Source organism: Haloferax marinum (assembly GCF_009674625.1).
Classification (GTDB): domain Archaea; phylum Halobacteriota; class Halobacteria; order Halobacteriales; family Haloferacaceae; genus Haloferax; species Haloferax marinum.
On sequence record NZ_WKJQ01000001.1, the window covers coordinates 965,161 to 988,479 of the forward strand.

General features: G+C 60.6%; 20 protein-coding genes and 1 tRNA gene. 10 read left to right on the top strand and 11 right to left on the bottom strand.

All coding sequences use genetic code 11. From position 1 onward, the window contains the following. From proS to GJR99_RS04920, 3 genes are all read left to right on the top strand, one after another. A complete protein-coding gene (gene proS / locus GJR99_RS04910; RefSeq protein WP_151109842.1) occupies positions 1 to 1,467 on the top strand; it encodes a proline--tRNA ligase in 1,467 nt (488 codons plus the stop codon). Positions 1,468 to 1,627: 160 nt separating this feature from the next. Beyond that, positions 1,628 to 6,163, top strand: a complete 4,536-nt coding sequence (gene gltB / locus GJR99_RS04915) for a glutamate synthase large subunit (protein WP_151109844.1) — start codon at positions 1,628 to 1,630, stop codon at positions 6,161 to 6,163. Between the two features lie 130 nt (positions 6,164 to 6,293). Next, positions 6,294 to 7,283 (top strand): NAD-dependent epimerase/dehydratase family protein, encoded by a 990-nt coding sequence (locus GJR99_RS04920; RefSeq protein ID WP_151109846.1) that lies wholly within the window; start codon positions 6,294 to 6,296, stop codon positions 7,281 to 7,283. A 114-nt stretch (positions 7,284 to 7,397) separates the two neighbouring features. Here the strand turns inward: GJR99_RS04920 and GJR99_RS04925 are convergent, their stop codons facing one another. After that, entirely contained in the window at positions 7,398 to 8,087 is a 690-nt protein-coding gene (locus GJR99_RS04925; protein ID WP_151109848.1) for an HD domain-containing protein, read from the bottom strand. A gap of 217 nt (positions 8,088 to 8,304) precedes the next feature. On the opposite strand from GJR99_RS04925, the gene GJR99_RS04930 reads away from it, so the two are divergent. Then, positions 8,305 to 9,024, top strand: coding sequence for an alanyl-tRNA editing protein (locus tag GJR99_RS04930; protein ID WP_151109850.1), 720 nt, complete (start codon positions 8,305 to 8,307; stop codon positions 9,022 to 9,024). Continuing rightward, a complete protein-coding gene (locus tag GJR99_RS04935; protein ID WP_151109852.1) occupies positions 9,021 to 9,977 on the top strand; it encodes a DUF3179 domain-containing protein in 957 nt (318 codons plus the stop codon). Before GJR99_RS04930 ends, GJR99_RS04935 begins: the two co-directional genes overlap by 4 nt. Positions 9,978 to 10,058: 81 nt before the next feature. Here GJR99_RS04935 and GJR99_RS04940 read toward each other — a convergent pair whose 3' ends face one another. From GJR99_RS04940 to GJR99_RS04950, 3 genes are all read right to left on the bottom strand, one after another. Further along, a complete protein-coding gene (locus GJR99_RS04940) occupies positions 10,059 to 10,820 on the bottom strand; it encodes an FkbM family methyltransferase (RefSeq protein WP_151109854.1) in 762 nt (253 codons plus the stop codon). A gap of 118 nt (positions 10,821 to 10,938) precedes the next feature. Next, positions 10,939 to 12,009: an endonuclease NucS domain-containing protein gene (locus tag GJR99_RS04945; RefSeq protein WP_151109856.1), complete on the bottom strand. Its 1,071-nt coding sequence runs from the start codon at positions 12,007 to 12,009 to the stop codon at positions 10,939 to 10,941. A gap of 299 nt (positions 12,010 to 12,308) precedes the next feature. Beyond that, positions 12,309 to 12,938: a hypothetical protein gene (locus GJR99_RS04950; RefSeq protein ID WP_151109858.1), complete on the bottom strand. Its 630-nt coding sequence runs from the start codon at positions 12,936 to 12,938 to the stop codon at positions 12,309 to 12,311. Positions 12,939 to 13,143: 205 nt separating this feature from the next. On the opposite strand from GJR99_RS04950, the gene GJR99_RS04955 reads away from it, so the two are divergent. Further along, a complete protein-coding gene (locus GJR99_RS04955; protein WP_151109860.1) occupies positions 13,144 to 13,494 on the top strand; it encodes a hypothetical protein in 351 nt (116 codons plus the stop codon). 792 nt (positions 13,495 to 14,286) lie between these two features. Here the strand turns inward: GJR99_RS04955 and GJR99_RS04960 are convergent. Then, a tRNA-Gln gene (locus tag GJR99_RS04960) sits at positions 14,287 to 14,359 on the bottom strand. A 303-nt stretch (positions 14,360 to 14,662) separates the two neighbouring features. Here GJR99_RS04960 and GJR99_RS04965 point away from each other — a divergent pair. The 4 genes from GJR99_RS04965 to GJR99_RS04980 all read left to right on the top strand — a co-directional run bounded on the left by GJR99_RS04965 (position 14,663) and on the right by GJR99_RS04980 (position 17,291). Then, positions 14,663 to 15,061 (top strand): DsrE/DsrF/DrsH-like family protein, encoded by a 399-nt coding sequence (locus GJR99_RS04965; RefSeq protein WP_151109862.1) that lies wholly within the window; start codon positions 14,663 to 14,665, stop codon positions 15,059 to 15,061. Positions 15,062 to 15,137: 76 nt separating this feature from the next. After that, positions 15,138 to 15,386, top strand: coding sequence for a sulfurtransferase TusA family protein (locus GJR99_RS04970; protein ID WP_151109865.1), 249 nt, complete (start codon positions 15,138 to 15,140; stop codon positions 15,384 to 15,386). Between the two features lie 54 nt (positions 15,387 to 15,440). Further along, the gene (locus tag GJR99_RS04975) at positions 15,441 to 16,589 is read left to right on the top strand and encodes an NAD(P)/FAD-dependent oxidoreductase (protein ID WP_151109867.1); all 1,149 of its coding nucleotides are present in this window, start codon (positions 15,441 to 15,443) and stop codon (positions 16,587 to 16,589) included. A gap of 9 nt (positions 16,590 to 16,598) precedes the next feature. Then, positions 16,599 to 17,291, top strand: a complete 693-nt coding sequence (locus GJR99_RS04980) for a DUF1641 domain-containing protein (protein ID WP_151109869.1) — start codon at positions 16,599 to 16,601, stop codon at positions 17,289 to 17,291. Positions 17,292 to 17,398: 107 nt separating this feature from the next. Here GJR99_RS04980 and GJR99_RS04985 read toward each other — a convergent pair whose 3' ends face one another. From GJR99_RS04985 to GJR99_RS05010, 6 genes are all read right to left on the bottom strand, one after another. Further along, entirely contained in the window at positions 17,399 to 17,851 is a 453-nt protein-coding gene (locus tag GJR99_RS04985; RefSeq protein ID WP_151109871.1) for a metal-dependent transcriptional regulator, read from the bottom strand. A gap of 4 nt (positions 17,852 to 17,855) precedes the next feature. Beyond that, positions 17,856 to 18,347, bottom strand: a complete 492-nt coding sequence (locus GJR99_RS04990) for a ferritin-like domain-containing protein (protein ID WP_151109873.1) — start codon at positions 18,345 to 18,347, stop codon at positions 17,856 to 17,858. Positions 18,348 to 18,413: 66 nt separating this feature from the next. Next, a complete protein-coding gene (locus tag GJR99_RS04995) occupies positions 18,414 to 19,565 on the bottom strand; it encodes a succinylglutamate desuccinylase/aspartoacylase family protein (RefSeq protein ID WP_151109875.1) in 1,152 nt (383 codons plus the stop codon). A gap of 183 nt (positions 19,566 to 19,748) precedes the next feature. Next, positions 19,749 to 20,960 (bottom strand): Fe-S cluster assembly protein SufD, encoded by a 1,212-nt coding sequence (gene sufD, locus GJR99_RS05000; RefSeq protein WP_151109877.1) that lies wholly within the window; start codon positions 20,958 to 20,960, stop codon positions 19,749 to 19,751. Between the two features lie 3 nt (positions 20,961 to 20,963). Then, the gene (gene sufB / locus GJR99_RS05005) at positions 20,964 to 22,394 is read right to left on the bottom strand and encodes a Fe-S cluster assembly protein SufB (protein ID WP_151109879.1); all 1,431 of its coding nucleotides are present in this window, start codon (positions 22,392 to 22,394) and stop codon (positions 20,964 to 20,966) included. Positions 22,395 to 22,409: 15 nt separating this feature from the next. Next, the gene (locus GJR99_RS05010; RefSeq protein ID WP_151109880.1) at positions 22,410 to 23,315 is read right to left on the bottom strand and encodes an ABC transporter ATP-binding protein; all 906 of its coding nucleotides are present in this window, start codon (positions 23,313 to 23,315) and stop codon (positions 22,410 to 22,412) included. Positions 23,316 to 23,319: the final 4 nt, after the last annotated feature.

The following is a 23,319-nucleotide window of genomic DNA, read 5'->3' on the forward strand; positions in this document are numbered from 1 at the left end:
ATGAGCGACGAGCAGGAACTCGGAATCACCGAGTCGAAACAGTACAACACGGGCGAGTGGTACGCCGAAGTCGTCCAGAAGGCTGGCCTCGCGAACTACGGCCCCGAGGGAATGAGCGGATTCATCGTCACGCGTCCGCGTGCGTACGCCCTCTGGGAATCCATCCAGAACTACCTCGACGGCCTGTTCAAAGACACCGGCGTCCAGAACGCCTACTTCCCGCTTTTCATCCCCGAGAGCTACCTCGAACGCGAGAAGGACATCGTCGAAGGCTTCGACCCCGAAGTCGCGTGGGTCACACACGCAGGCCACGACGAATTAGAAGAGCGCCTCGCCGTCCGGCCAACCTCCGAGTCCATCATCGCACCGTACATGGCGCAGTGGGTCCGCAGTCACCGTGACCTCCCCCTGCGCGTCAACCAGTGGGCCTCTGTCGTTCGCTGGGAGGCGACCGAGACCAAGCCGTTCTTCCGGACGAAGGAGTTCCTCTGGCAGGAGGGCCACACCGCGCACGCGACCCACGACGACGCCTGGGAAGAGACGATGACTCGCCTCCGCCAGTACGAGTCGGTCTACGAGGACCTGCTGGCGATTCCGGTCCTCCGCGGCGCGAAACCCGAACACGACAAGTTCCCCGGCGCACACACGACGACGACGGTGGAGGCGCTCATGCCCGACGGCAAGTCGGTGCAGGCAGGGACCTCCCACCACCTTGGGACCTCCTTCGCCGAAGCGTTCGACCTCACCTACACGACCGAAGACGAGGACGAAGAACCCGCCCACACCACCTCGTGGGGGCTGTCGTGGCGCTCGCTCGGGGCGCTCATCATGACCCACTCGGACGACCAGGGGCTCGTCTTACCCCCGACGGTCGCACCCGAACAGGTCGTCATCGTCCCCATCTGGCAGGCCGACACGCAGGAGAAGGTCCTCGACTACGCCGAAGACATCGCCGAAGAACTCGAAGACGCCGGCGTCCGCGTCGAACTCGACGACCGCGACGAGCGCAACCCTGGGTTCAAATTCAACGAGTGGGAACTCAAGGGCGTCCCCGTCCGCTTCGAAATCGGCCCCAACGAAGTCGACGACGACGTCGTCACCGTCGTCCACCGACCCGACGGCGAGCAGGTCGAACTCGACCGCGAGAACATCGCAGAGGCCATCTTCGACCAGTTCGACGAAGTGTACGCGAAACTCTACGCCGCCGCCGAAGAGAACCTCGAAGCGAACGTCCGTGAGGCGTCCTCGCGCAACGAGATTCTCGGCACCATCGGCCAGCACGGTGGCTACGTGAAAGCACCGTGGTGTGGCGAGGAGTCCTGTGAAGAGGAGATAAAAGAACAGATCGCAGCGGAGATCGTCATGGTTCCCCTCGACGACGAGGAGAGCGAAATCCACGACGGCGAAGACTGTGCCGTCTGTGGCGAGTCCGCAGAAGAAACCGCCTACTTCGCGAAATCCTACTGAACAGACAGTAGCGCGGTTCTACACGGTTAATAATATCCTTCGGCAACCGTCGAAAGGTGTTTAGTGGATATACCAACACTCGATACATCCTTATATGATATTGTAACACCCTTATGGTTTCAGGAAAAGGTGCTTATGGAGGTAGTGAATTTACATAGGTATGACCAAGCCACACATAGACGCACCCTCTGCTCGTACCGGGTTGGCTGACCCCACCGACGAGCGCTCGAACTGCGGCGTAGGGGCCGTCGTAGACCTCGAAAACGGCTCCTCGCACCGAGTCGTCGCTGACAGTCTCGAACTCCTCGAAAATCTCGAACATCGCGGCACCACTGGCGCCGAAGAGAACACCGGAGACGGCGCAGGCATCCTCTTCCAGCGACCGGACGCGTTCTTCGAAGCAATCGTCGAAGGTGACGTGCCCGACCTGTACGCGGCCGGGTCCGTCTTCATGCCAACCGACGAAGACGTTCGGAAACGTGTCTCGGCGGTTGTCGAAGAGTCGCTCGAAGACCACGGCCTCTCCGTCTTCCACTGGCGTGACGTCCCGACGGACAACTCTGGACTCGGTGCGACCGCACTGGAATCAGAACCCGACGTCTGGCAGATGCTCGTCGAACCCACAGCCGAGATGGACGAAGACGAGTTCGACCGAGCGCTCTACCTCGGTCGCCGTGCCGCCGAGAAAGCCGTCGAATCACTCGCTCTCGCCGGCGCAGGACGGTTCTACGTCTGCTCGCTGGACCGCAAGACCCTCGTCTACAAGGGTCTGCTCACTGCCGAGCAACTCCCTGCGTACTACCCCGACCTCCAAGACGAACGGTTCGAGACGGAACTCGCGCTCGTTCATGCTCGCTTCTCGACCAACACGCTGGGCGCGTGGCACCTCGCCCACCCGTACCGACAGGTCATCCACAACGGCGAGATAAACACCATCCGTGGCAACGTCAACTGGATGCGCGCCCGCGAGACGGACCTCCAACACGAGGCGTTCGGTGGCGACATCGAGACGCTCAAGCCGATTACGAAGGCCGACCAGTCCGACACCGCGAGCGTCGACAACGTTGTCGAACTCCTCCTCAAGAGCGGCCGTGAACTCCCGCACGTCCTGCGGATGCTCATCCCCGAAGCGTACCGCAACGACGACGCGATGGACCAGTCGCGCCGTGACTGGTACGACTTCCACGCCTCACTGGTCGAACCGTGGGACGGCCCCGCGCTCGTCGCGGCAACCGACGGCGACCGTATCGCTGCCGTCCTCGACCGAAACGGCCTGCGTCCGTGCCGATACGAAGTGACCACCGACGGCCGTCTCATCGTCGCCAGCGAAGTCGGCGCACTCGACACCGACCCCGCAGAACTGGAGACGCGTGGCCGCCTTCGCCCCGGTGAAATCTTCATGGCCGACCCCGAGGAAGGCCGCGTCATCCCCGACGCCGAAGTGTTCGACTCGCTCACCGACGACAAGTACGGCGAGTGGGTCAGCGACCAACAGCGCCACCTCGACGAAATCGCCGACCACACCGACACGAACGCCCGCGGGAACATCAAAGAACTCCGCGCCACGCAGGCGTCGTTCGGCTACACCCACGACCAACTCAACCACATGATAGAGCCGATGGCCCGCGACGGGAAAGACCCCGTCGGGTCGATGGGTGACGACACGCCGATTTCGGTGCTGTCGGACTTCAACCGGCCACTGTTCACCTACTTCAAGCAACTGTTCGCGCAGGTGTCGAACCCGCCAATCGACTACATCCGCGAGAAACTGGTGACGAGTCTGGAGTCTCGACTGGGGTTCCAGCGCAACCTCTTAGACGAGTCCGAAGACCACGCACGACAACTCGTCCTCGACTCACCTGTTCTCACGGACGCCCAGACGGCCGCCATCAAGGAGATGGACGACGACATGCGCAGCACCGTCGTCGACATTACCTACGAACGCGGTGAGGACCTCCGTGAGGCCATCGAAGCGGTCCGCGAGGAAGCGTCCACGGCTATCGAGTCCGGCGCAGACATCGTCGTCCTCTCCGACCGCAACGTCGGCCCCGACCGCGTCGCGATTCCGAGTCTCCTCGCCACGGGCGCGGTCCACCACAGTCTCGTCCGCAACGGCCTGCGGAACCGTGCTGGCCTCGTCGTCGAGTCAGGCGACCCCCGCGAGGTCCACCACCTCGCGACGCTCGTCGGCTACGGCGCGGGCGCGGTGAACCCGTACCTCGCCTACCAGACCATCGGCGACATCGTCGCTGGACCCGACGGTGCCGACGAAGCGGCCGCAATCGAGGCGTACATCCACGCCCTCGAAGACGGCCTCCTCAAGACGATGGCAAAGATGGGCATCTCGACGGTCGAAAGCTACCGCGGTGCCCAAATCTTCGAAGCGGTCGGCCTCAGTTCAGACTTCGTCGCCGAGTACTTCGAAGGCACCGAGATTCGCACCGAAGGTATCGGCCTCGACGTCATCGAGACCGACCTACTGACGCGACACACCGCCGCGTTCGGTGGAGACCCCAAACTCGAACGCCAAGGTGAGTTCGAAAACAGGTCGTCCGGCATCCGTCACGGGTGGAACCCCCAGACCGTGGGGACGCTCCAACAGGCCGTCCGCGCTGGCGACTACGGCAAGTACAAAGAGTTCGCCGAACTGGTCAACGACCAGTCCGAAGGCCTGCTGACGCTCCGCGGACTCCTCGAGTTCGCACCCGACCGCGAACCCGTCGACATCGACGAGGTCGAATCCGTCGAATCCATCGTCAAACGCTTCTCGACTGCCGCGATGTCACTCGGCAGTCTCTCGCCGGAAGCCCACGAGAACAACTCCATCGCGATGAACCGCATCGGCGGGAAGTCCAACTCCGGCGAAGGTGGCGAACCGCCGGAACGCTTCGGCACCGAAAAGGAGTGTAACGTCAAGCAGGTCGCGTCCGGCCGCTTCGGCGTCACCTCCCAGTACCTCTCGTCGGCAGACGAGATTCAAATCAAGATGGCACAGGGGTCGAAGCCCGGTGAGGGTGGTCACCTCCCCGGCAAGAAAGTAAACGAGATGATCGCCCACGTCCGCTATGCGACGCCGGGTGTCGGCCTCATCTCGCCACCACCGCTGCACGACATCTACTCCATCGAAGACCTGAAGCAACTCATCTTCGACCTGAAGTCTGCTAACCCCGACGCGGACATCAACGTCAAACTCGTCTCGGAGGCAGGCATCGGCACTATCGCCGCAGGTGTCTCGAAGGCGAAAGCCGACGTCGTCCACATCTCGGGTCACGACGGCGGCACCGGTGCGTCACCAAAGACGTCTATCAAGAACGCGGGTCTGCCGTGGGAACTCGGCCTCGCCGAAGCGAACCAGATGCTCCGTGCGACTGGACTCCGCTCTCGCATCCGTGTCTCGGTCGACGGCGGCATGAAGACCGGCCGCGACGTCGCGATTGCCGCCCTCCTCGGCGGCGAAGAGTACGTCTTCGGGACCGCCCCACTCGTCACCTCGGGCTGCGTCATGGCCCGGCAGTGTCAGGATAACACCTGCCCCGTCGGCGTCGCAACCCAAGACGAGAACCTTCGTAACCGGTTCCCCGGCGAACCCGACCACGTCATCAACTACATGACGTTCATCGCGGAGGAACTCCGCGAAATCATGGCCGAACTCGGCTTCACCTCGCTCGACGAGATGATTGGCCGGCCGTCGCTCCTCCGGCAGATCGAGACGGACCACGAGAAGGCGAAGCACCTCGACCTCTCGGCAGTCCTCGCCGAACCCGAGTCGGGTGCCCGTCGGAAGACCGAAGACCAGGTCCACGCAGACGTCGACACCCACGTCGACCACAAACTCATCGACGAGGCCAGCGGAGCCATCGAGAACCGAGAGCCGGTCGTCATCCACCGAGAACTCTCGAACGTGGACCGTGCCGTCGGTGCGATGCTCTCGAACCGCATCTCCAACGAGTACGGCGTCGACGGCCTGCCGGACGACACCATCCGCTGTGAGTTCTCCGGCATCGCCGGCCAGACGTTCGGTGGCTTCCTCGCCGACGGCGTCACGATGCGACTCAACGGTGCCGCGAACGACTACGTCGGGAAAGGACTCTCCGGCGGCCGTGTCGTCGTCCAGACGCCCGCCGAAGCCAACTACGCCGCCGCCGAGAACATCCTCATCGGCAACGTCGCGCTCTACGGTGCGACGCAGGGTGAGGCCTACATCAACGGCCTCGCAGGCGAACGGTTCGCCGTCCGCAACTCCGGCGTGAAAGCAGTCGTCGAAGGCGTCGGTGACCACGGTTGTGAGTACATGACCGGCGGCGTCGTCGCCGTCCTCGGTGACACGGGTCGAAACTTCGCCGCAGGGATGTCCGGCGGAGTGGCCTACGTCTACGACCCGGACGACGAACTCGCCGCGAAGACCAACACCGGCATGGTGACGCTCGAAGACAGTCTGGGCGAAGCAGACGCTGCGATGCTCACGCGTCTCGTCCAGAACCACCTCGAGTACACCGACTCCGACCGCGCAGCAGAACTCCTGGACGACTGGCAACACGCGCTCTCGGACTTCGTGAAGGTGATGCCCGAGGCCTACGCCGAGATTATCGCCGAAGACCCCAAACAGGACGTTCGCTCCAAACTGCCACCCAAAGCAGGCGTCATCGCCGGAGCCAGCGCCGACAACGTCGGTGCGGCGACGACGAGCGACGACTGAGCGACACACTGTTCTGAACGTTTTTCGACTCGTTCGCGAGAGTGGTTCGACGACGGCGTCGTCCTCGGACGAGTAGGGGTGTCCGACCGATTCGCCCACGCTTTTCACCGCGCGTCCCGTCGGCCGAGACATGGACAACGCGCTCGTCATCGGCGGCACACGGTTCATCGGCCGCCACCTCGTCTCGGACCTCCTCGAAAACGACTACGACGTGACCATCTTCAACCGCGGGAATCACGACAACCCATTCGCCGACGACCCGCGCGTCCAGCACGTTCAGGGCGACCGGACCGACGACGAGGCGCTTCGAACGGCGAAACTCACCGTCGAACCCGACGCCGTCTTCGACTGCGTCGCGTACAAGCCGCGCGAGGTCGCGACCGCTGTGGACACCTTCACCGACGTCGACGCCTACGTCTACATCTCGAGTGGGGACGCCTACGAGACAGAAGAGATTCCGAAGCGTGAGGGGGTCACCGAACTCCGCGACTGTTCCGACGAACAGGCGACCGACGACTCACACGACAGTTATGGCCCACGAAAAGCCGAGGGAGACCGCGTCGTCTTCGAGGCGGCGTCTCGCGGTATCAACGCGATGTCCGTCCGCCCGTGTATCGTCTACGGCCCCCACGACTACACGGAACGACTCGACTACTGGATAGACCGCGTGCTGAACTACGACCGCATCGTCGTCCCCGGCGACGGCACGAACATCTGGCACCGCGCCTACGTCGAAGACGTGGCGAGCGCGATGCGTATCGTCGCAGAAGAAGGCGAGGCGGGCGAGTCGTACAACGTCGGTGACCGCCGACTCGTGACGCTCGAAGAGATGGTCGACGTCATCGCCGACGCCGCCGGGACCGACGTCGAAGTCGTCCACGCCGGCGAGCGCGAACTCGCCGCGTCGGGTCTCGAACCGTCTGACTTCGTACTCTACCGCGACTACCCACACGTCCTCTCGACGGCGAAGTTGGCCGACCTCGGGTGGGAGTCGACGCCAGTCGAAGAGGCGATGCGTCGGTCGGTCGAAGACCACCGCGAGAGCGACCGAGATGGGTCGGAACACGACCCCGGACGAGAGGCCGAACAACGAGTCCTCTCGATTCTCGACACGCTCTGAACCGGGTCGCAAGACTAGCTGCGTGGCGCTCCAGGTGCGACTTCGAACGTACCGCTCGGAAAGCAGTAGGTAAAGAGGCCGCCGAAAACTGGTGTGACGGCGTCTACGAGTCGCTTACTGGAAGGTGGTGTCGTGGTCCATCTCGGGGACCTCGTCTTCTAACCACTCGCGGAACCACTTGACGCGCTTGAGTCGCTGGTGTGCGATACTCTCTGCTCTGTCGCTTTCGAGTCGCCGTGACGCGTCGCGGCCGCGTTCGAAGACGCGTTCGACCATCTCGGCGGCGTCCATGTGCGTCCGGGCCTCGTAGCCCATCCGCAAGAGCATGAGTGCCGTTCCGTTGGCCCCGATTTTGTCGAGGATGTCCGCCTCGATGAGACATCGCGTCTCGAGTGAGACGTCGTCGAGCGGCCCCTGATAGGAGTGGTCGGCGACGACCTGACACACCTGTTCGACGAACGAGTCGGGGTAGTCGCCGTGCGTACCGAGGAACTCTCGTGCGACGCGAGCGCCCTCTTCGGCGTGAATCTCCTGTTCTGCTTCGAGTTTCGAGATGTCGTGGAAGAGAGACGCGACTCGGACGACGTCGACGTCTGCACCCTCGTGTTCTGCGATGTCGGTCGAGAGTGAGACGACGTTGAGAATGTGGTTGAAGCGGTACTCCGCAGAGTGCCACGGGTACCACCGCATCCGACCACCGTCGTCTTCGTTCTCGACGCTCGCAGAGAGATAGTCCGAGACGAACCGCTTCATGTCCTCGAACTCGGCGTCGGAGACTGCCCCTTCTTTGATTTCAACGCCCACAGTACCACCCCTGTGGGAGTTGGCGATTACGTGTTCTCATTACACAGAATGAGGACCGTTCCACTCTTAGGCGTTACGACAGGGGTAGTCTCTAAAACGCCGGCGTCGCCCGAACTCGGCGCGTCTCACGGCCGGCAGTGGGAGGTTCTGACACCCCTTCGTGGCCCCCGATTTCGGGATGACTACACCTAACTCGGTGCCTCCCCTCGCACACCACATGACTGAGGCACGCTATCTCGACGATGCGACACGTCTCACGTTCGAGGCGACGGTCGAATCGGTCCGTGGCACCGATAGAGTCGTCCTCGACCAGACGTACTTCTATCCGACTGGCGGCGGGCAACCACACGACACAGGGACGCTTTCGACAGCAGATACGACGTGGACCGTCAGGGAGGTCCAGAAACGAGACCGAATCGAACACGTCGTCGCCGGTGACGCGCCCGAACCGGGGACGACGGTGACCGGGCGAATCGACGCCGACCGCCGACGCGCACACATGCGCTACCACACGGCCCAACACCTGCTGTCTGCGGTCCTCCTCGACGAGTTCGACGCCGAGACGACCGGGAACCAACTCTACGCCGACCACGCACACCTCGACTGCGCCTACGAACGGTTCGACGACGACGACCTACAGACCATCGAATCTCGCTTGAACGACCTGGTCGCGTCCGACCTCCCGGTTCGGTGGTACACACTCGACAGGGACGACGCAGAGGCGACACTCGACGCAGAGCGAACGCGACTCGACCTCCTGCCTGACTCGATTCGTGAGGTGAGAATCGTCGAAATCGGTGACGAAGACGACCCGTTCGACCGAACTGCCTGTGCTGGGACGCACGTCCAGTCCACCGGTGAGATTGGTTCGGTCGTGGTCACCGGCCGCACGACACAGGGTTCTTCTCACGAGCGCGTCGACTTCGTACTCGAATGAACGTCCGCCAGGTCATCCCCAGAGACGCCATCCCGAGCGTCGAGGACCCCGAGTTTGTCGACTCGTACGACGGGCGAGCCGACGACGAGGTCATCTCGCTCACGGTCGGCGACGAGACACGCGCCTACCCGATTCGGTACCTGCAGTACCACGAAATCGTCAACGACGTGGTCGACGGCGTTCCCGTGGCCGTGACGTGGTGTCCGCTCTGCGGGAGTGCCGTCGTCTACGACCGACGAGTAGACGGCCACCCTCTCGAATTCGGCGTGTCCGGAAAGCTCGCCGACGACGACCTGGTGATGTACGACCGTGAGACCGAATCAGAGTGGAAACAATCGCTCGGTGCGTGTATCGCGGGCGAACTCGCCGGGAGCGAACTATCCGTGCTTCCTGCCGCCGTGACGACGTGGCGTGCGTTCTCCGAGGCGTCACCCGACGGCCGCGTCATGGCACCCCCCGGCGGCGCGAGCGAGGCGGCAGGCGAGGGAGACGACCCCGAGCCAATCGACTACGATATCGAACCCTACGAACGATACTTCGAGACAGACGGCTACGGTCTCGGTGCCCATCGTGGGACCGGCGGCCGTGACTGGGACGACTCGCTCGGCGGAGTCGGACCGAAATCGGTCGTCCTCGGCCTCGAATTGGACGGCGACTCGGTCGGCGTTCCCCTCTCCGTCGTCGAGTCCGCTGGCGGCGTCGTCACCATCGACGTGGGCGACGAATCGGTCGCCGTGTTCACGACAGACGCCGGCATCCACGCCTTCTCGAACCCTGGATTGGCGTTCGAACCGGTCGGAGATGGACGAACCTTCCGTGCCGACGGGACGACGTGGGATGGGGCGACCGGCGAGGCGACAGACGGCCGGTCGGTCGCGCGTGTGCCCACACGACGACTCTTTGCGTTCGCGTGGCGCGACGACCACGGGTCTGACGCGTTCTACCTCGGGTGAGCACTGTACCCACGAGTCTGACGCGACGCGTTCTACTTCGGGTAAGCACTGTACCCACGGGTCTTCGGCACCAACAGACGGTCACGGGTTCGGTTCGCAGACCAACCCATCCCGAACTGGAACCAGGTCGTAGCCATGTCGACGCAGCAGGTCTTTCGCCTCCGACTCGTCGTGCCCGCCTCTCGCCTCGTGAAGCTCGAAATACACCTTCGGTCGATGCTCTTCGAGGACCGATTCTGCACCGCGGAGGACGTTCACACCGTACCCTTCGACGTCGATTTTGAGATGGTCCGGCGGTGGTACCTGGCCTGCTTCGACGAGTGTATCGAGACACCGCATCTGGACCTCTTCGGTATCGACCACGCGTGCCGACCACGCACTCGCGTGTGCGGGCGAGAACGAACCTAACTCGTCGTAACTCGACACGTGGAACGAACACGTCTCGTCTCTGTCACCGAGTCCGCACTCGAGTACGTCGACACGCGGTTCGAACCCGTTGACTGCGACGTTCGCCCGTAACTGGGCTGCGACCTGTGTGTTCGGTTCGATGGCGACGACAGAGACTGCCGGCGCTTTGGCCGCCGCCGCGAGCGTGTACGTCCCCGTGTTCGCGCCTACGTCGACGACCACGTCGCCGTCGTGGAGATACAACAACAGCGCTTCGAGGAGGACGTCGTTCCCGTGTCGGTTGTACAGTTCGTAACTTCGGAACGACGCCTGGCCGACGTTCTTCTTCGTCGCGAAGACTCTCCCCCGATAGTTCGCACGAACGAGCGCGTAGTGGAGTACGAATCCAAGATGGCGAACTGCAGCGAGTGGATGGGGGAACGACACCTTGTACATCTGTCATACTGTGGTGGTAAAAAGTGGTGGGATGGAGAGTACATCCCCGAATTCGTCTCTGTTGGCGTCGTTCGACCCCAGTTCGGGAAGATGCCGCTGACAGGAGAACCGGAGTAAATCAGTTCGTGTGTTCACTTTTTCTGTCGGACGCTGTCACCTGCGCATCACGGAGGTCCGAGAGGTTTTGGTAGTCGAACTCGGGATGGGTCCAGTACCAGAACGCATTGCTAAAGTAGGGGTCGTCACCGCCAGAAATCTCCAGTAGAATCGCTCGCGTAAGCCCAGTAAACGAGTACTCCTCGTCGTCGTAACACCAGCTGACGTTGTTACTGAGACCGGGTTTCCCCGTCACGACGGCCCGCCACAGGTCGGCTTCTGGGTCCCACCGCTCGTCGGCACCCGCGGGTGCCCAGTCTTCGCCGAACATCGCCTCGTTGAACAGGAGTTCGTCGCCTTCTCGGAGCACACCGCGTTCGAATAGCAGGTTGAACGTCGGAGGGCGCCGGTTCGTACTCTGGGTATCCTGTTTCTTCCTGCGTTTTGTCATGTACTCTTCGGCCTCTGGAACGGGGATGATTCGCTGTCCTTGCACGAGATAGCCACCATCGTGTTCGTACGCTTGGAGTCGAACACACGAGATGTCGAGGCCGTACTCTTGATTGAGCCAGAGCACCGGCGAGGTGATTTCGGTCCCGAAGTCGCCAGCGGCCAGCACTACTCGGGGCCGGTTGTCGAGTTCGAACGTCGCCCAGCCCGTCTCATCTACCGGAATCCGTTCGTCGGTGTCGACGAAGTTGGCGAATCGATTTCCGACTTCTTCGGGTGAGAGGGTCGCTTCGTTCTTACTGTGGAATTCCTGGTACAACTGTTGAACGTCTTCGGCTGTCAGGTTCGAGCAGAAACTCGCGTACTTCAGCGCCTGAAGGTCGGTGGTCGCATCTGCACGGTCTCGCTTCAGTTCGACGACGACCAGTTTTCCGTCTCGGTCGAGTGCGAGTACGTCTAACCGGTCGAGCGTGTTCTCGAATCCTGCGTACTCGGAGGTGACTATCAACAACTCCTCACCCAAGATTTGTGGCTCCTCGACGACCCACTCTTGGAGGTCCTGTCGCTCCAGTATTCCGAGTCCGGCGAGTTTCTGTGCCGGAACCGGTTCGACACTACTCTCTCCGGTTATTCTGAATAGCATGCGTTACTCATTCGCAGCCAGCGGTATTATCATTACTCGCGAATTACCACTTAGCTGTTGGATTACTGAGTCACGACCGCACACTGGAGAACTTATACCGGATTCGTCCGGTGGATTCGAACCTCGGTCGCTCACTTCGTTCGCTCCCTGATTCGAATCCGGTCAGACTATTCGCTCCGCACATTCGTTCGTCGCAGAATAGTCCCAGGCGGCGTTAGACGTTCGAGGTTTGAATCTTGAGGTACTGAATGCTATCCAAGACAAGCGGGCGTTGGAAAAGAGATGATGAATACAATCAGTCAGCTCCAGGGGTCGGAATCTTTACTGTTCTCGTGGAGAGCGCGTCGGGCAGAATTCACGTTATTGCTCACCGCCTGCCGGGTTACTCCACGAATAGTGTGCCATTGAGCAGAAGGGGGAGAACGGTCATATCGTTCTCTAGATGGGGCCATCTCGTTTACCGCCCAGTAGTCCAAAGCTTCCGCAGGAGACCCTAGTTCAGCAACCAAAATTGCAAGCTCTGCTTGCGCGACGCTCCTTCCAATCTGGAGCCGTTCAAGTTCGTAATCATCGCCATGAATTGGGACAATACTATCGTTCGCAGTTTCCACTATCATAAATACCTGTCCGGTCCCACTAGCGTTGTACGCCACAGCTATCTCACACAAGCGTTCGTCGTTGAATTTCCTCGTAGCATGTAGCGTCCGTGTGTGAGGAGCGTCTGGGTAGCTCTTCACCTCCAGATCACCGTATTCCTCGAGGATCCTCTTGTGAGCCTCCAAGCAAGGACCGTATCTCGGGTCGTCCTCTAGTGACAAATTCTTAGACTCAAAGTCGGGCAGTGTGGGGCGAAATCCGATGTCCAAAACTTCAATCACAACTTCTCCTGCTTCCCGAACGGCGGCCAATCTCCTGCCCGCAAATACCATGCCCTACCTTACCCCCCCATCAGGAGTAATTGTTTCGGTGTGCCCCTACACAATAGGTTTTGTTTGCTAGATAGATTTATATACTATAATATTTAGAAGTAAATCACAGGTTTACAGAGCGCGAAAATGTTATTACGAGATAAGTTCATTGGGAACGTGGGGACCTCTACTGGCCATCGGTCGTCGAACGTCCCCATGATCCCGCATGAAACGACACCAAAACGCCGAAGAAGAACTGCCGGAGTTCTCGGGTCACGCAGATCTGAGAATCGTGCAGCGTGGAAAGGAGTTCTTTCTCCCCCCGTCGGAGATTTGGAGACAGGGCTCAGATTATTGGGTCAAGGGGCGCGGTGGCCGAACCCGGTTCCACGGCCCAACGAATTCGATCCTCGTCGCGCGAGGTGGTGTCGTTACAACCGTGCTGAATGCAGAGTACGAGAAGATTTATTCTCCACACTCCATCACGTGCGAAAAATGCGGGTATGAGTACTGCTCGAAGGAACACGGGCTGACGTGTCCGTACTGTGACCACTACAAGGAAATCAAAAAGGAATGAAATCAAGACTCATCTGTAAGAAATGCGAGGAACAGTTCTCGCCACACAAACATGAATTTGCAAAAGGGGCAGCCATTGGCATGGCGGCTACCGCAGGCGGGATCTACGGGGGAAGCAGGGGGATTCTCTGGGGACCAGGTGTGGGAACATCAGGGGCAGCAGTTGGTGCCACTTTGGCAGGTTCGGTGGTGGCATTAGGTGTCAAAAGTGTGACTGCATGTCCGCACTGCGGCAAGAAACAAATTTTCTAGCAATAGAAGCGTCGTTTCTACAACTTTCATTCATTTCACAGGTTGCCGTAATCGTAATAAATGCAGTTTCGGGACGCGAACGTTCGCTTGTCATGTCAACAATCAAAGACATACATGGTTTCGGTGACCAGTTCACCAATCAGTTGCAGAAGCTCGAAGCGGCAGAAATCGACGAAGATGACCGGAAGGCGATACGGTCGTTCATACGCCACCAAGACGTCCAGCGGGGACTCGCTGCGAGCACCCTCGTGAACAATCTCAGTCACCTCCGGTTGAGTGCTGAGCGCTCCGACACCCCGCTAACCCAGATGGACCGTGAAGACGTAGACGGTCTGCTGTTCCAGTACAAGCACAACCGGGGCTACTCCGAGGGAACCCTCCGGAACTACCGCAAGGCGTTTCGGAAGTTCTTCCGTCACCAGGGGCGCGAGTGGGTGGAGACCAAACCTCAGGCGGATTCGAACCTCGGTCGCTCACTTCGTTCGCTTCCTGATTCGAATCCGGTCAGGCTATTCGCTCCTCACATTCGTTCGTCGCAGAATAGTCCCAGGCGGATTCGAACCGCCGTCAACGGCTCCAAAGGCCGCTATGATTGGCCACTACACCATGGGACTTCGTCGTGCTCACCCTGTGTGCCTCGTAATCTCTCCGTGATTACCCGACACCTCGGGACTTCGCATTTACAGGTAGCGCGACGCCGACACAATAAGTTTACTTTTCGACTCGGTTCCCCAACCGGCGATATTCGGCGGACGTGGTGGGGTAACACGCCTCTCGGCACTCGTTTACTGGGCTCCTAACGGCCGTTCTGTGGGTTTTCTGAAATCTCCCTTAACCGTAGGCCCGATTCCCGCAATCTTGGAACATCTGTACAATAATATACCCTCTCGAGTCGTAGCACTATCTGTGAGAAAGCCATGACTGGATATGCAATCGTACTCGAATCCGCCCGACTCGAACGGCTCCAGGCCGTCGGTAACATCGCAGCAATCGCCGCAGCATCAGAGATTCCCGTAGACGTCTTCGCGACTATGGGAGGCCTCGAAGCGTTCGATAAAGAGCGAATCGAGACCATGGACTACGAAGTTGGCGAAGTGGGACAGGCGATGATGGAAGTCGAGGGAATGGAGATGCCGATGTTCTACGAGAGCATCGCCCAGGCCAAAGAGCTCGGCCCACTGAACGTCTACGCATGTGAACTGTCTATGGACATCATGGGCAAGACTCTCGACGACTACCACGACGTCTTCGACGACGTCCTCGGCGTCTCCGGGTTCCTGACCCACGCCCAAGACAAACAGGTGATCTTCGTCTAAGGACGACCCCCGCGTCCACCACCGACTGACAGCTATCCGAACACCCCCCTCCCCCAACACAACACGATACACGACAATGAGCGAAACTATCCAACCCGATGTGACGGTCGATTCCCGCGGTGCAACGTGCCCCGGTCCCCTGATGGACCTCATCGGGAAAGTAAAGAAAGTCGACGCAGGCACCGTCATCGAACTCCAGACGACCGACAGCTCGTCCAGCCACGACGTCCCCGAGTGGGTCAACAAAGCTGGCCACGAGATGCTCGACATCGTCGAACACGAAGACGAGGGCTTCTGGTCCGTCTTCATCGAGACGACGAAGTAACGCACGTCTCACCCGGCCACACGGCCGAACTAACCAACATTATTCACATACATTATGACAGAACGAATTGTGATCGTCGGTGGTGGCACAGGCGGTTCAGTCCTCACCAACCGACTCACTGACGAACTCTCCGCCGAAATCGAAGCGGGCGACGTCGAGGTGACGCTCGTCAACGACACCCCGGAGCAGACGTACAAGCCGATGTTCCTCTACATGGCCTTCGGCAAGAAGACGTTACACGACGCCCGTCGGCCACTCTCGGACCTCGTCGACCTCCGACACGCGAACCTGCTCATCGACCGCGTCACCGGTGTCGACACCGAGCGAAAGCACCTGACGCTCGCGAAAGACGACGCTGGACTCGACTACGACCACCTCGTGCTCGCGATGGGTGCGGACCTCGCCCCAGACGAAGTTCCCGGCCTCAAAGAGGGTGGCCACCACTTCTACGCACCGGACGGTGCCGAGCGCCTGCGTGACGAACTCGCCAACTTCACCGAAGGGCACCTCGTCCTCTCGGTCATCGGCGTCCCGCACATGTGTCCCGCAGCGCCCGTCGAGTTCGTGCTGATGGCCGACGCGTGGTTCCGCGAACGAGGGCTCCGCGACCAGGTGGAGATTACGTACACCTACCCCATCCAGCGCGCTCACGGTATCAAGACCATCGCGGACTGGGCGACAGAACTCTTCGAAGAACGCGACATCAACTTAGAGACGTTCTTCAACGCCGAAGAGGTCGACCCCGACGCGAAGGTCCTCAAGACGATGGAGGGGACCGAACTCGACTACGACCTGCTGGTGGCCATCCCGCCGCACACGGGAAGCGAACTCGTGAGCGAGGCTGGACTCGGCGAAGACGGCTGGGTCGAAGTCGACAAGAACACGCTCGAAGCCAAGAACGCCGACGACGTCTACGCCATCGGTGACGTGGCCAGCCTGCCGACCTCGAAAGCCGGCAGTGTGGCTCACTACGCGGCCGGAACGCTCGCAGACCGTCTCGCGAGTCGCGTCCGCGGCCTCGTCCCCACCGACACCTACGACGGCAAGACCATCTGCTTCATCGAGAGTGGGATGGACGAAGCCACGTTCGTCGAGTTCTCCTACGGCGACGAACCGGTGGTCCGCGAGCCATCGCAACTGCTCCACTGGAGCAAACTCGCGTACAACGAGTCCTACTGGCTCACCGCTAGAGGACTCATCTGAGGTGATTAGATGAGTGACCAATCAACCGAGACGACGACGAGAGACCGCGAAGAGACGATGGAGTCGGACGAATCGCCACAGGCCGACGAGGTGCGTAACGCACTCGAAGCGGCCGTCGCCGAACACCCCGACGAGGTGCTCGCGTTCGTCGAGCGACTGGGCCTGCTGAACGAGTTGCTCGACGCCACCTCGCTCGCCACCTCCGCGATGGACGACGAGATGGTCGAGAAACTGGCGGGAACCTCGTCGCTCCTCATGGAGTCTGCCGACGGACTCGCAACCCGTGAGATGTCTCATCTCGCGGGCGAAGTCGGTGAGAACGCCGGCGAACTCGAAGGTGCCCTGCAGAAGCTCATCCGCCTCGAACGGGACGGAACCCTCGACGAACTGGCACAGGCGGCCGACGCAATCACCCTCGCCACCTCCGCGATGGACGACGAGATGGTGATGAAACTGGCCAGAACCGGTAGTTCACTGGGCGAGGTCGCCGACACGGCCAGTGACCCGGACACGGTGCGTGCCATCCAGACGATGCTTCGAGCGATGGGCGAGGCCGGAAGCGAACCACCGAAGCGAACCGGAACCATCGGCATGGTCCGGCAACTTCGAGACCCAGAGGTCCAGCGTGGGATGAACTTCCTGTTGGCTCTCGCCCGCGGTATCGGGTCAGACCTCGATACCCACGACGAAGTGAGCCAATGACCGAAGTAAGCCGATAACCGAAGTGAGCCAATAAGACGGAGAACCGACGTCCGTTCTTTCGTCGTCGATTGCTTTTCGAACGGGCTGCAGTTACTGTCGTGTGTCGTTCAGTCGGCGGCTTCCGTCTCTGTCTCCGCTTCTACCCCACACACGTCGAGGTACTCGCAGGCGTCCGTCTCGGGGTCGAAACAGTCGGGGCACTCCGAGTTTCGGTCGATGATGGTGTCGAGTCGGTCCGCAATCATGCCGTCGATGACGGGTTCGAGTTCGCGGGCCTCCGCGCGGAACTCCTCGACGTCGAGGACGTTCGCGAGGAATCGCTCGATGATGCAGTACGTCTGGAGCGCGTCGCGAGCGCGGATGATACCGTCGTCGGTCAGTGTGACGCCTTTGTACTTCTCGTGTTCCGCGAGGCCACGCGATTCGAGTTTGCCAATCATCTCGTTGGCACTCGCCGGACTCACGTCCATCATGTCGGCGAGCGCGCCGGTGGCCGCCGGGCCGTTCTCCATCTCCTGTAGCAGGTAAATCGCTTTGACGTATTGGTCAGCCGTGTTCATCGTGTCACTCGCGCTCTTCCATGATCTGCGTCACTTTCTCTACGCCCGCTTCCTCCTCGTCGCGAATCGCGGCGAGTGTCGTGACGAGTTCCTCGCGGTCGATAGTGAACTGTGCGTCACTCGCTTCGATGGCCTCGATGACGTCGTCGTAGAACTTGTAGGCCGTCTCCTCGTTACAGAGTTGGTCGTAGAGGACGCCGTCGAAGTCTTCGGGTTTCGTCTGGCCGTACTGCGCTTCGACGAGCGCTTCGATCTCTTCGAACGGAACACTATCGACGTCTAACCGGTCGATGACCGCTTCGAGTCGGCTTCGGTGGTCTGCCGACTCCTCGGCAGCGTGCGACAGAAGGTCACGAATCTCCTCGTCGAGTTCTTCCTCGTCGAGTTCGTCGTAGTGGTGGTAGGCGCGTGCCTCTACAACCTCTTCGAGGACGATTCCAATCTGGAGCAAGCGAGCGAGCTGGTGGTCCGACGTGACCTGATAGCCGACGCTCATCGACGAAGGCCTCCGTTCGCGTGCGATACCAACTGAGTCATACCCAGAGGTGAGTCTGTAACGAACTTAAGCGGTTCCCCTTTCGGCTTCCGATTCGGTCGTCTCAGGCTCTTCGGGAGTGGTCGGCTGTTTCCGGGCCAGTTCCACTTCTTCTTTCGGCGTCACGCGGCGGCCCATCCAGTGGTAGGTTCCGATGTTGGAGTAGCCGTACTCGTCGACGACGCGCTCTATGACCTTCCGGTCTTCCTCGTCGATGGCGACGACGTGCGCGATTATCTGTCCGGGGACAGTTATCGGACTTGCAGCCATCCCGACGACGAGTCCGGTAAAGGGCGCTTCCACCACGTGTTCTTCGCGTTTGAAGTGGTCAGAGATGGTACAGACGGACTTCCCCTCTTCGACGATTGGATACGGACCCCAGTCCATGTCTATCCACCCGCCTGCAGTCGAGCGGATCCACTTTTTCTCTTTCGACCCGACGATTCGTTGCCACACCGGTTCGGATTCGAACTCGTCGTCTATCAAGCCGAAGTAGGCGAAGAGGTTGTGCAACCGTTCGAGTGCGACGTCGACCAGCACTGGTTGGTATCGGTGTGCTTCGCCCATCTCGACGGTGATAGTCGGAATTCCATTTTCGGACGCGACGCGGCGCATCATCCCTTCAGACCCGGCCCCGTCGAGGACGACACTCGAGAGGAAGGCGTTCGCCACCTCGGCCACTGCGGGGTCGCTCATGTCCGCGCGGGTGTGGAAGATGGTCACTTTGTTCCGCGTCGACGTGTGGAAGTCGACACCGATGTCGCAGTTGGAGATGAAGCGGTCGTAGATGACCTTGGCGATGCGCTTCCCCTCGTTTCCGTTCTCCGACCCAGGGAACGACCGATTCAGGTCTCGGTCGTAGATGGGGAGATACCGCAGGTGCGCCCGGTAGCCGGGCACGTTGAGGACGTGTAGACAGACGATCGTTCCAGACAGTTCCTGTGGGTCGTAGCGGTCTGCGACTTCCTGGACGACCTTTACGCCGTTGACTTCGTCACCGTGCATCGCCGCACTCACGAACACCCGCGGACCCTTGTCGACACCGTTGATGATGGTGACCGGAATCTCTATCGGGTCTCCGAGGAAGGACTCTCCGACCTCGTACATGATGTGGCGTTTCTCACCGGGTCGAACCTCGGCGTCGTAGCGGAATGCCTCTCCGTCGTTGTTGTTGGACATCGTGTATCCTCCGATCGTACAGAGTACGTCTGCGACCGAGAAAAATACTAGTAGATAGACACTTCCCTGACTAACCGACTCACGAGAATATCACGATGTCGTAACAGAGCAGCTCTACCGCTCGCTCACACTACGGGAGAAAATCGAAGCGAGCTACTAAAAATCCGAGAAGAGTGGCGCGTCTTAGTGTAGACGCGCAGCGATGAGTGCTTCGAGGTCCTCGCGGAACTCGTCGACTTCGATCTCTTCGAGGACGGGCACGAAGAAGCCCTCTACGAGCATGTTACGTGCTTGCTCTTCGGGGATGGACCGAGAGACCATGTAGAAGAGGTCCTCTTTGTCCACCTGTCCGACCGTCGCGGCGTGCGACGCTTCGGTGTCGTGGTTGTTGATGATGAGCTTCGGCGACGCGTCTGCTTCGGATTCGTCCGAGAGCATCAGCGTGTTCTCACGCTGGTAGGAGTTCGTACTCCACGCGTCGCGCCCGACGTCCTGGACGCCCTCGTAGACCGAGCGTGCGTGGTCGTCGAGGACGCCACGAGTCACGAGGTCAGCCGTCGTGTTCTCGGCTTTGTGCCAGACACGAGCGTTGACGTCGACGTGCTGGTCGTTGTGACCGAAGAACGCGCCGACGATTTTCGTCTCCGACGCGTCACCGTTCAGTTCGGTCTCGACGTCGCTGCGGGTGAGACGCGACCCGAGGTTCCCCTCGATCCAGTTGATGGTCGAGTAGGTGCCGGCGTCGCCACGCTTCAGCGAGTAGGTGTAGGTGTCTTCGTCGAGGTTCTGGAGCGACCCGTACTGGACGTACGAGTTCTCGCCCGCGTCGATTTCGACGAGGTTCGAGAAGTATCGCTCACCGTCGACGTCGGCGTCGCCGGATTCGACACCTTCGAGAATCGTGACCGACGAGGATTTCTCGGTCACGACGAGCGTGTGGCTGAAGAGCGACCGAGAGTTCATCTCGGCGCGAATCTTCACGTCTTCGGCGTTGACACCCTCGGGGACGTAGATGAACGTGCCCGTGGTGAACAGCGCGACCGACAGCGCAGTGAAGTAGTTCGTCTCGGGGTCGGTGACAGAGCCGAAGCGCTCCTCGATGATGTCACCGTACTCGTCGAACGCCTCCGTGAAGGGGAGGACGACGACGTCGTCAGGTGCCTCGCGAGTCGTCTCGTCGGCCTGGTTCAGCGGGTCGACGAGCGACTCGAAGTCGAGGGCTTCGAGGTTCGTCCATCGGCGGCCCGGCGTCTGGATGACGTCGGGGAGTTCGAGCGTGTCGAGTGCTTCGAGGGCCTCGAGTCGGGCCTCGAGCAGCCACTCTGGCTCGTCCCGTGCGTCCGAAATCTCTCGTACTGTCTCTGCAGACAGGTTTGCGGGAAGTTGCGCACTCATTGGTTATCCGAGGCTACCCTCCATCTCGAGTTCGACGAGTCGGTTGAGTTCGACTGCGTACTCGATGGGCAGTTCCTCCGTGATGGGTTCGATGAACCCGGAGACGATCATCTGCTTTGCGTCGTCGTCGTCGAGTCCGCGCGACTGGAGGTAGAAGATGTCTTCGTCTCCAATCTTGCCGACGGTCGCCTCGTGAGCGACGTCGACCTGCGACTCGTTGATCTCCATGTACGGCATCGTGTCCGAAGTGGACTCGTTGTCGAACATCAGCGCGTCACACTCGACGGCAGTCGAGGAGTTCTTCGCGCCGTTGGCGATGTGGACGAGGCCGCGGTAGTTGGTGCGGCCGCCGTCTTTCGAGATGGACTTCGACTCGATGGTCGACTTCGTCTCGGGGGCGTTGTGGTAGACCTTCGCACCGGTGTCGATGTTCTGGCCTTCGCCCGCGAACGCGATGGTGATGTGGTTGTCGGACGCGCCGCGACCCTTGAGAATCGAAGCAGGGTAGAGCATCGTCGCCTTCGAGCCCATGGAACCGGAAATCCACTCCATGCGGCCGTTCTTCTCGACGATTGCGCGCTTCGTGTTCAGGTTGTACGTGTTCTTCGACCAGTTCTGGACGGTCGAGTACTGCACGTGAGCGTCCTCGCCGACGAACACTTCGACGCCGCCGGAGTGGAGGTTGAACGCGGAGTATTTCGGTGCGGAACAGCCCTCGATGTAGTGGACTTCGGAGCCTTTCTCCGCGACGATGAGCGTGTGTTCGAACTGGCCCATCCCCTCGGAGTTCATGCGGAAGTACGCCTGGACCGGCATGTCGACCGTCGTGTCCTCGGGGACGTAGACGAACGACCCGCCGGACCAGATAGCGCCGTGGAGTGCCGCGAACTTGTTGTCGCTCGGGGGGACGCACTTCGTCATGAAGTACTCCTTGACGATGTCTTCGTGCTCTTGGACCGCCTGGTCCATGTTCATGAAGACGACGCCTTTCTCCTCCCAGCGTTCCTGCATGTTCTGGTAGACGACTTCGGACTCGTACTGGGCACCGACGCCCGAGAGGGCGTTCTTCTCGGCTTCCGGGATTCCCAGTTTGTCGAAGGTGTCCTTGATGTCGTCCGGCAGGTCACGCCAGTCGTCGACACCGCCGCGGACTTCGACGTCGGGGCGGATGTACGGGACGATTTCGTCCACGTCGACCTCGGAGAGGTCGGGTTGGCCGGGCCAGTCGGTCGGCATCGGCATCTTCTGGTACTGCTTGAGCGCGCGGAGGCGGCGCTCCAGCATCCATTCGGGTTCGTCTTTGTCTTCCGAGATGACGCGGATGGTCTCTTCGGTGAGACCCTTCTCGGCCGCGAACGCGGCCTTCTGCTCCTTCTTGAACTCGAAGCGAGCTTCCGTGTCTGTCTCTTTTAGGTGGTCTTGGTCGGAACTCATGATGTTGGGGGTAGTTTACGCGGCCTCGTAGACTTCCTCACGGACCCAGTCGTAGCCCTTGTCCTCGAGTTCGTGCGCGAGCGACGCGTCGCCGCTCTTGACGACCTTTCCGTCCAGCATGATGTGGACGTGGTCGGGTTCGACGTATTCGAGGATACGCTGGTAGTGAGTGATCTGAAGGACGCCCGTGCCCTGCTCGTCGCGGAGCGCGTTGATGCCTTTCGAGACGTCCTGCAGGCGGTCGATGTCGAGACCGGAGTCGATCTCGTCGAGCACTGCGATGGACGGTTCGAGGATGGCGGCCTGGAGCACCTCGTTTTGTTTCTTCTCACCGCCGGAGAATCCGGCGTTGAGGTAGCGCATTGCGAACTTCTCGTCCATGTCGAGGAGGTCCATCTTCTCTTTGAGGAGTTTCTGGAACTCGGCGACACCGACTTCGCCGTCGTCTACGTTGCCCTCCATCGGGGAGGTGTCGTAGCCTGCTTCCTCTTCTTCGGCGTCTTCGTCTTCGCCGAAGAGGAGTTCTTCGCGCTCGTCGATTTTCGCGTTGAGCGCGGTTCGCAGGAAGTTGGTCATAGTGACGCCTTCGATTTCCGCGGGGTACTGGAAGCCGAGGAAGATACCGAGCGCAGCGCGCTCGTTCGGTTCCAGGTCAAGAAGGTTCCACGTGCGGGCGTCTTCTGGAATGTCGACGTCACCGAAGTCGCCGTCCTCCAGGTGGAGGAGAATCTCACCGTCGGTTACTTCGTAGGCGGGGTGGCCGGCGATAATCTTAGACGTCGTAGACTTGCCGGACCCGTTCGGACCCATCAGTGCGTGGATCTCGCCGGATTTGACTTCCAGGTCGACACCTCGCAGAATCTGCTCACCGTCGTCCTCCGCGACTCGTGCGTGGAGGTTTTTAATCTCGAGAGTTGCCATCGTT

What these genes read in the sequence shown, in the direction of transcription:
- GJR99_RS04970 (WP_151109865.1), top strand. Translation starts at nt 15,138, where the DNA reads ATGAGCGAAACTATCCAACCCGATGTGACGGTCGATTCCCGCGGTGCA.
- GJR99_RS04920 (WP_151109846.1), top strand. Translation starts at nt 6,294, where the DNA reads ATGGACAACGCGCTCGTCATCGGCGGCACACGGTTCATCGGCCGCCAC.
- GJR99_RS04940 (WP_151109854.1), bottom strand. Translation starts at nt 10,820, where the DNA reads ATGTACAAGGTGTCGTTCCCCCATCCACTCGCTGCAGTTCGCCATCTT.
- GJR99_RS04950 (WP_151109858.1), bottom strand. Translation starts at nt 12,938, where the DNA reads ATGGTATTTGCGGGCAGGAGATTGGCCGCCGTTCGGGAAGCAGGAGAA.
- sufD (WP_151109877.1), bottom strand. Translation starts at nt 20,960, where the DNA reads ATGAGTGCGCAACTTCCCGCAAACCTGTCTGCAGAGACAGTACGAGAG.
- GJR99_RS04955 (WP_151109860.1), top strand. Translation starts at nt 13,144, where the DNA reads ATGAAACGACACCAAAACGCCGAAGAAGAACTGCCGGAGTTCTCGGGT.
- GJR99_RS04985 (WP_151109871.1), bottom strand. Translation starts at nt 17,851, where the DNA reads ATGAACACGGCTGACCAATACGTCAAAGCGATTTACCTGCTACAGGAG.
- GJR99_RS04995 (WP_151109875.1), bottom strand. Translation starts at nt 19,565, where the DNA reads ATGTCCAACAACAACGACGGAGAGGCATTCCGCTACGACGCCGAGGTT.
- GJR99_RS04945 (WP_151109856.1), bottom strand. Translation starts at nt 12,009, where the DNA reads ATGCTATTCAGAATAACCGGAGAGAGTAGTGTCGAACCGGTTCCGGCA.
- proS (WP_151109842.1), top strand. Translation starts at nt 1, where the DNA reads ATGAGCGACGAGCAGGAACTCGGAATCACCGAGTCGAAACAGTACAAC.
- GJR99_RS04990 (WP_151109873.1), bottom strand. Translation starts at nt 18,347, where the DNA reads ATGAGCGTCGGCTATCAGGTCACGTCGGACCACCAGCTCGCTCGCTTG.
- gltB (WP_151109844.1), top strand. Translation starts at nt 1,628, where the DNA reads ATGACCAAGCCACACATAGACGCACCCTCTGCTCGTACCGGGTTGGCT.
- GJR99_RS05010 (WP_151109880.1), bottom strand. Translation starts at nt 23,315, where the DNA reads ATGGCAACTCTCGAGATTAAAAACCTCCACGCACGAGTCGCGGAGGAC.
- GJR99_RS04975 (WP_151109867.1), top strand. Translation starts at nt 15,441, where the DNA reads ATGACAGAACGAATTGTGATCGTCGGTGGTGGCACAGGCGGTTCAGTC.
- GJR99_RS04935 (WP_151109852.1), top strand. Translation starts at nt 9,021, where the DNA reads ATGAACGTCCGCCAGGTCATCCCCAGAGACGCCATCCCGAGCGTCGAG.
- GJR99_RS04930 (WP_151109850.1), top strand. Translation starts at nt 8,305, where the DNA reads ATGACTGAGGCACGCTATCTCGACGATGCGACACGTCTCACGTTCGAG.
- sufB (WP_151109879.1), bottom strand. Translation starts at nt 22,394, where the DNA reads ATGAGTTCCGACCAAGACCACCTAAAAGAGACAGACACGGAAGCTCGC.
- GJR99_RS04980 (WP_151109869.1), top strand. Translation starts at nt 16,599, where the DNA reads ATGAGTGACCAATCAACCGAGACGACGACGAGAGACCGCGAAGAGACG.
- GJR99_RS04965 (WP_151109862.1), top strand. Translation starts at nt 14,663, where the DNA reads ATGACTGGATATGCAATCGTACTCGAATCCGCCCGACTCGAACGGCTC.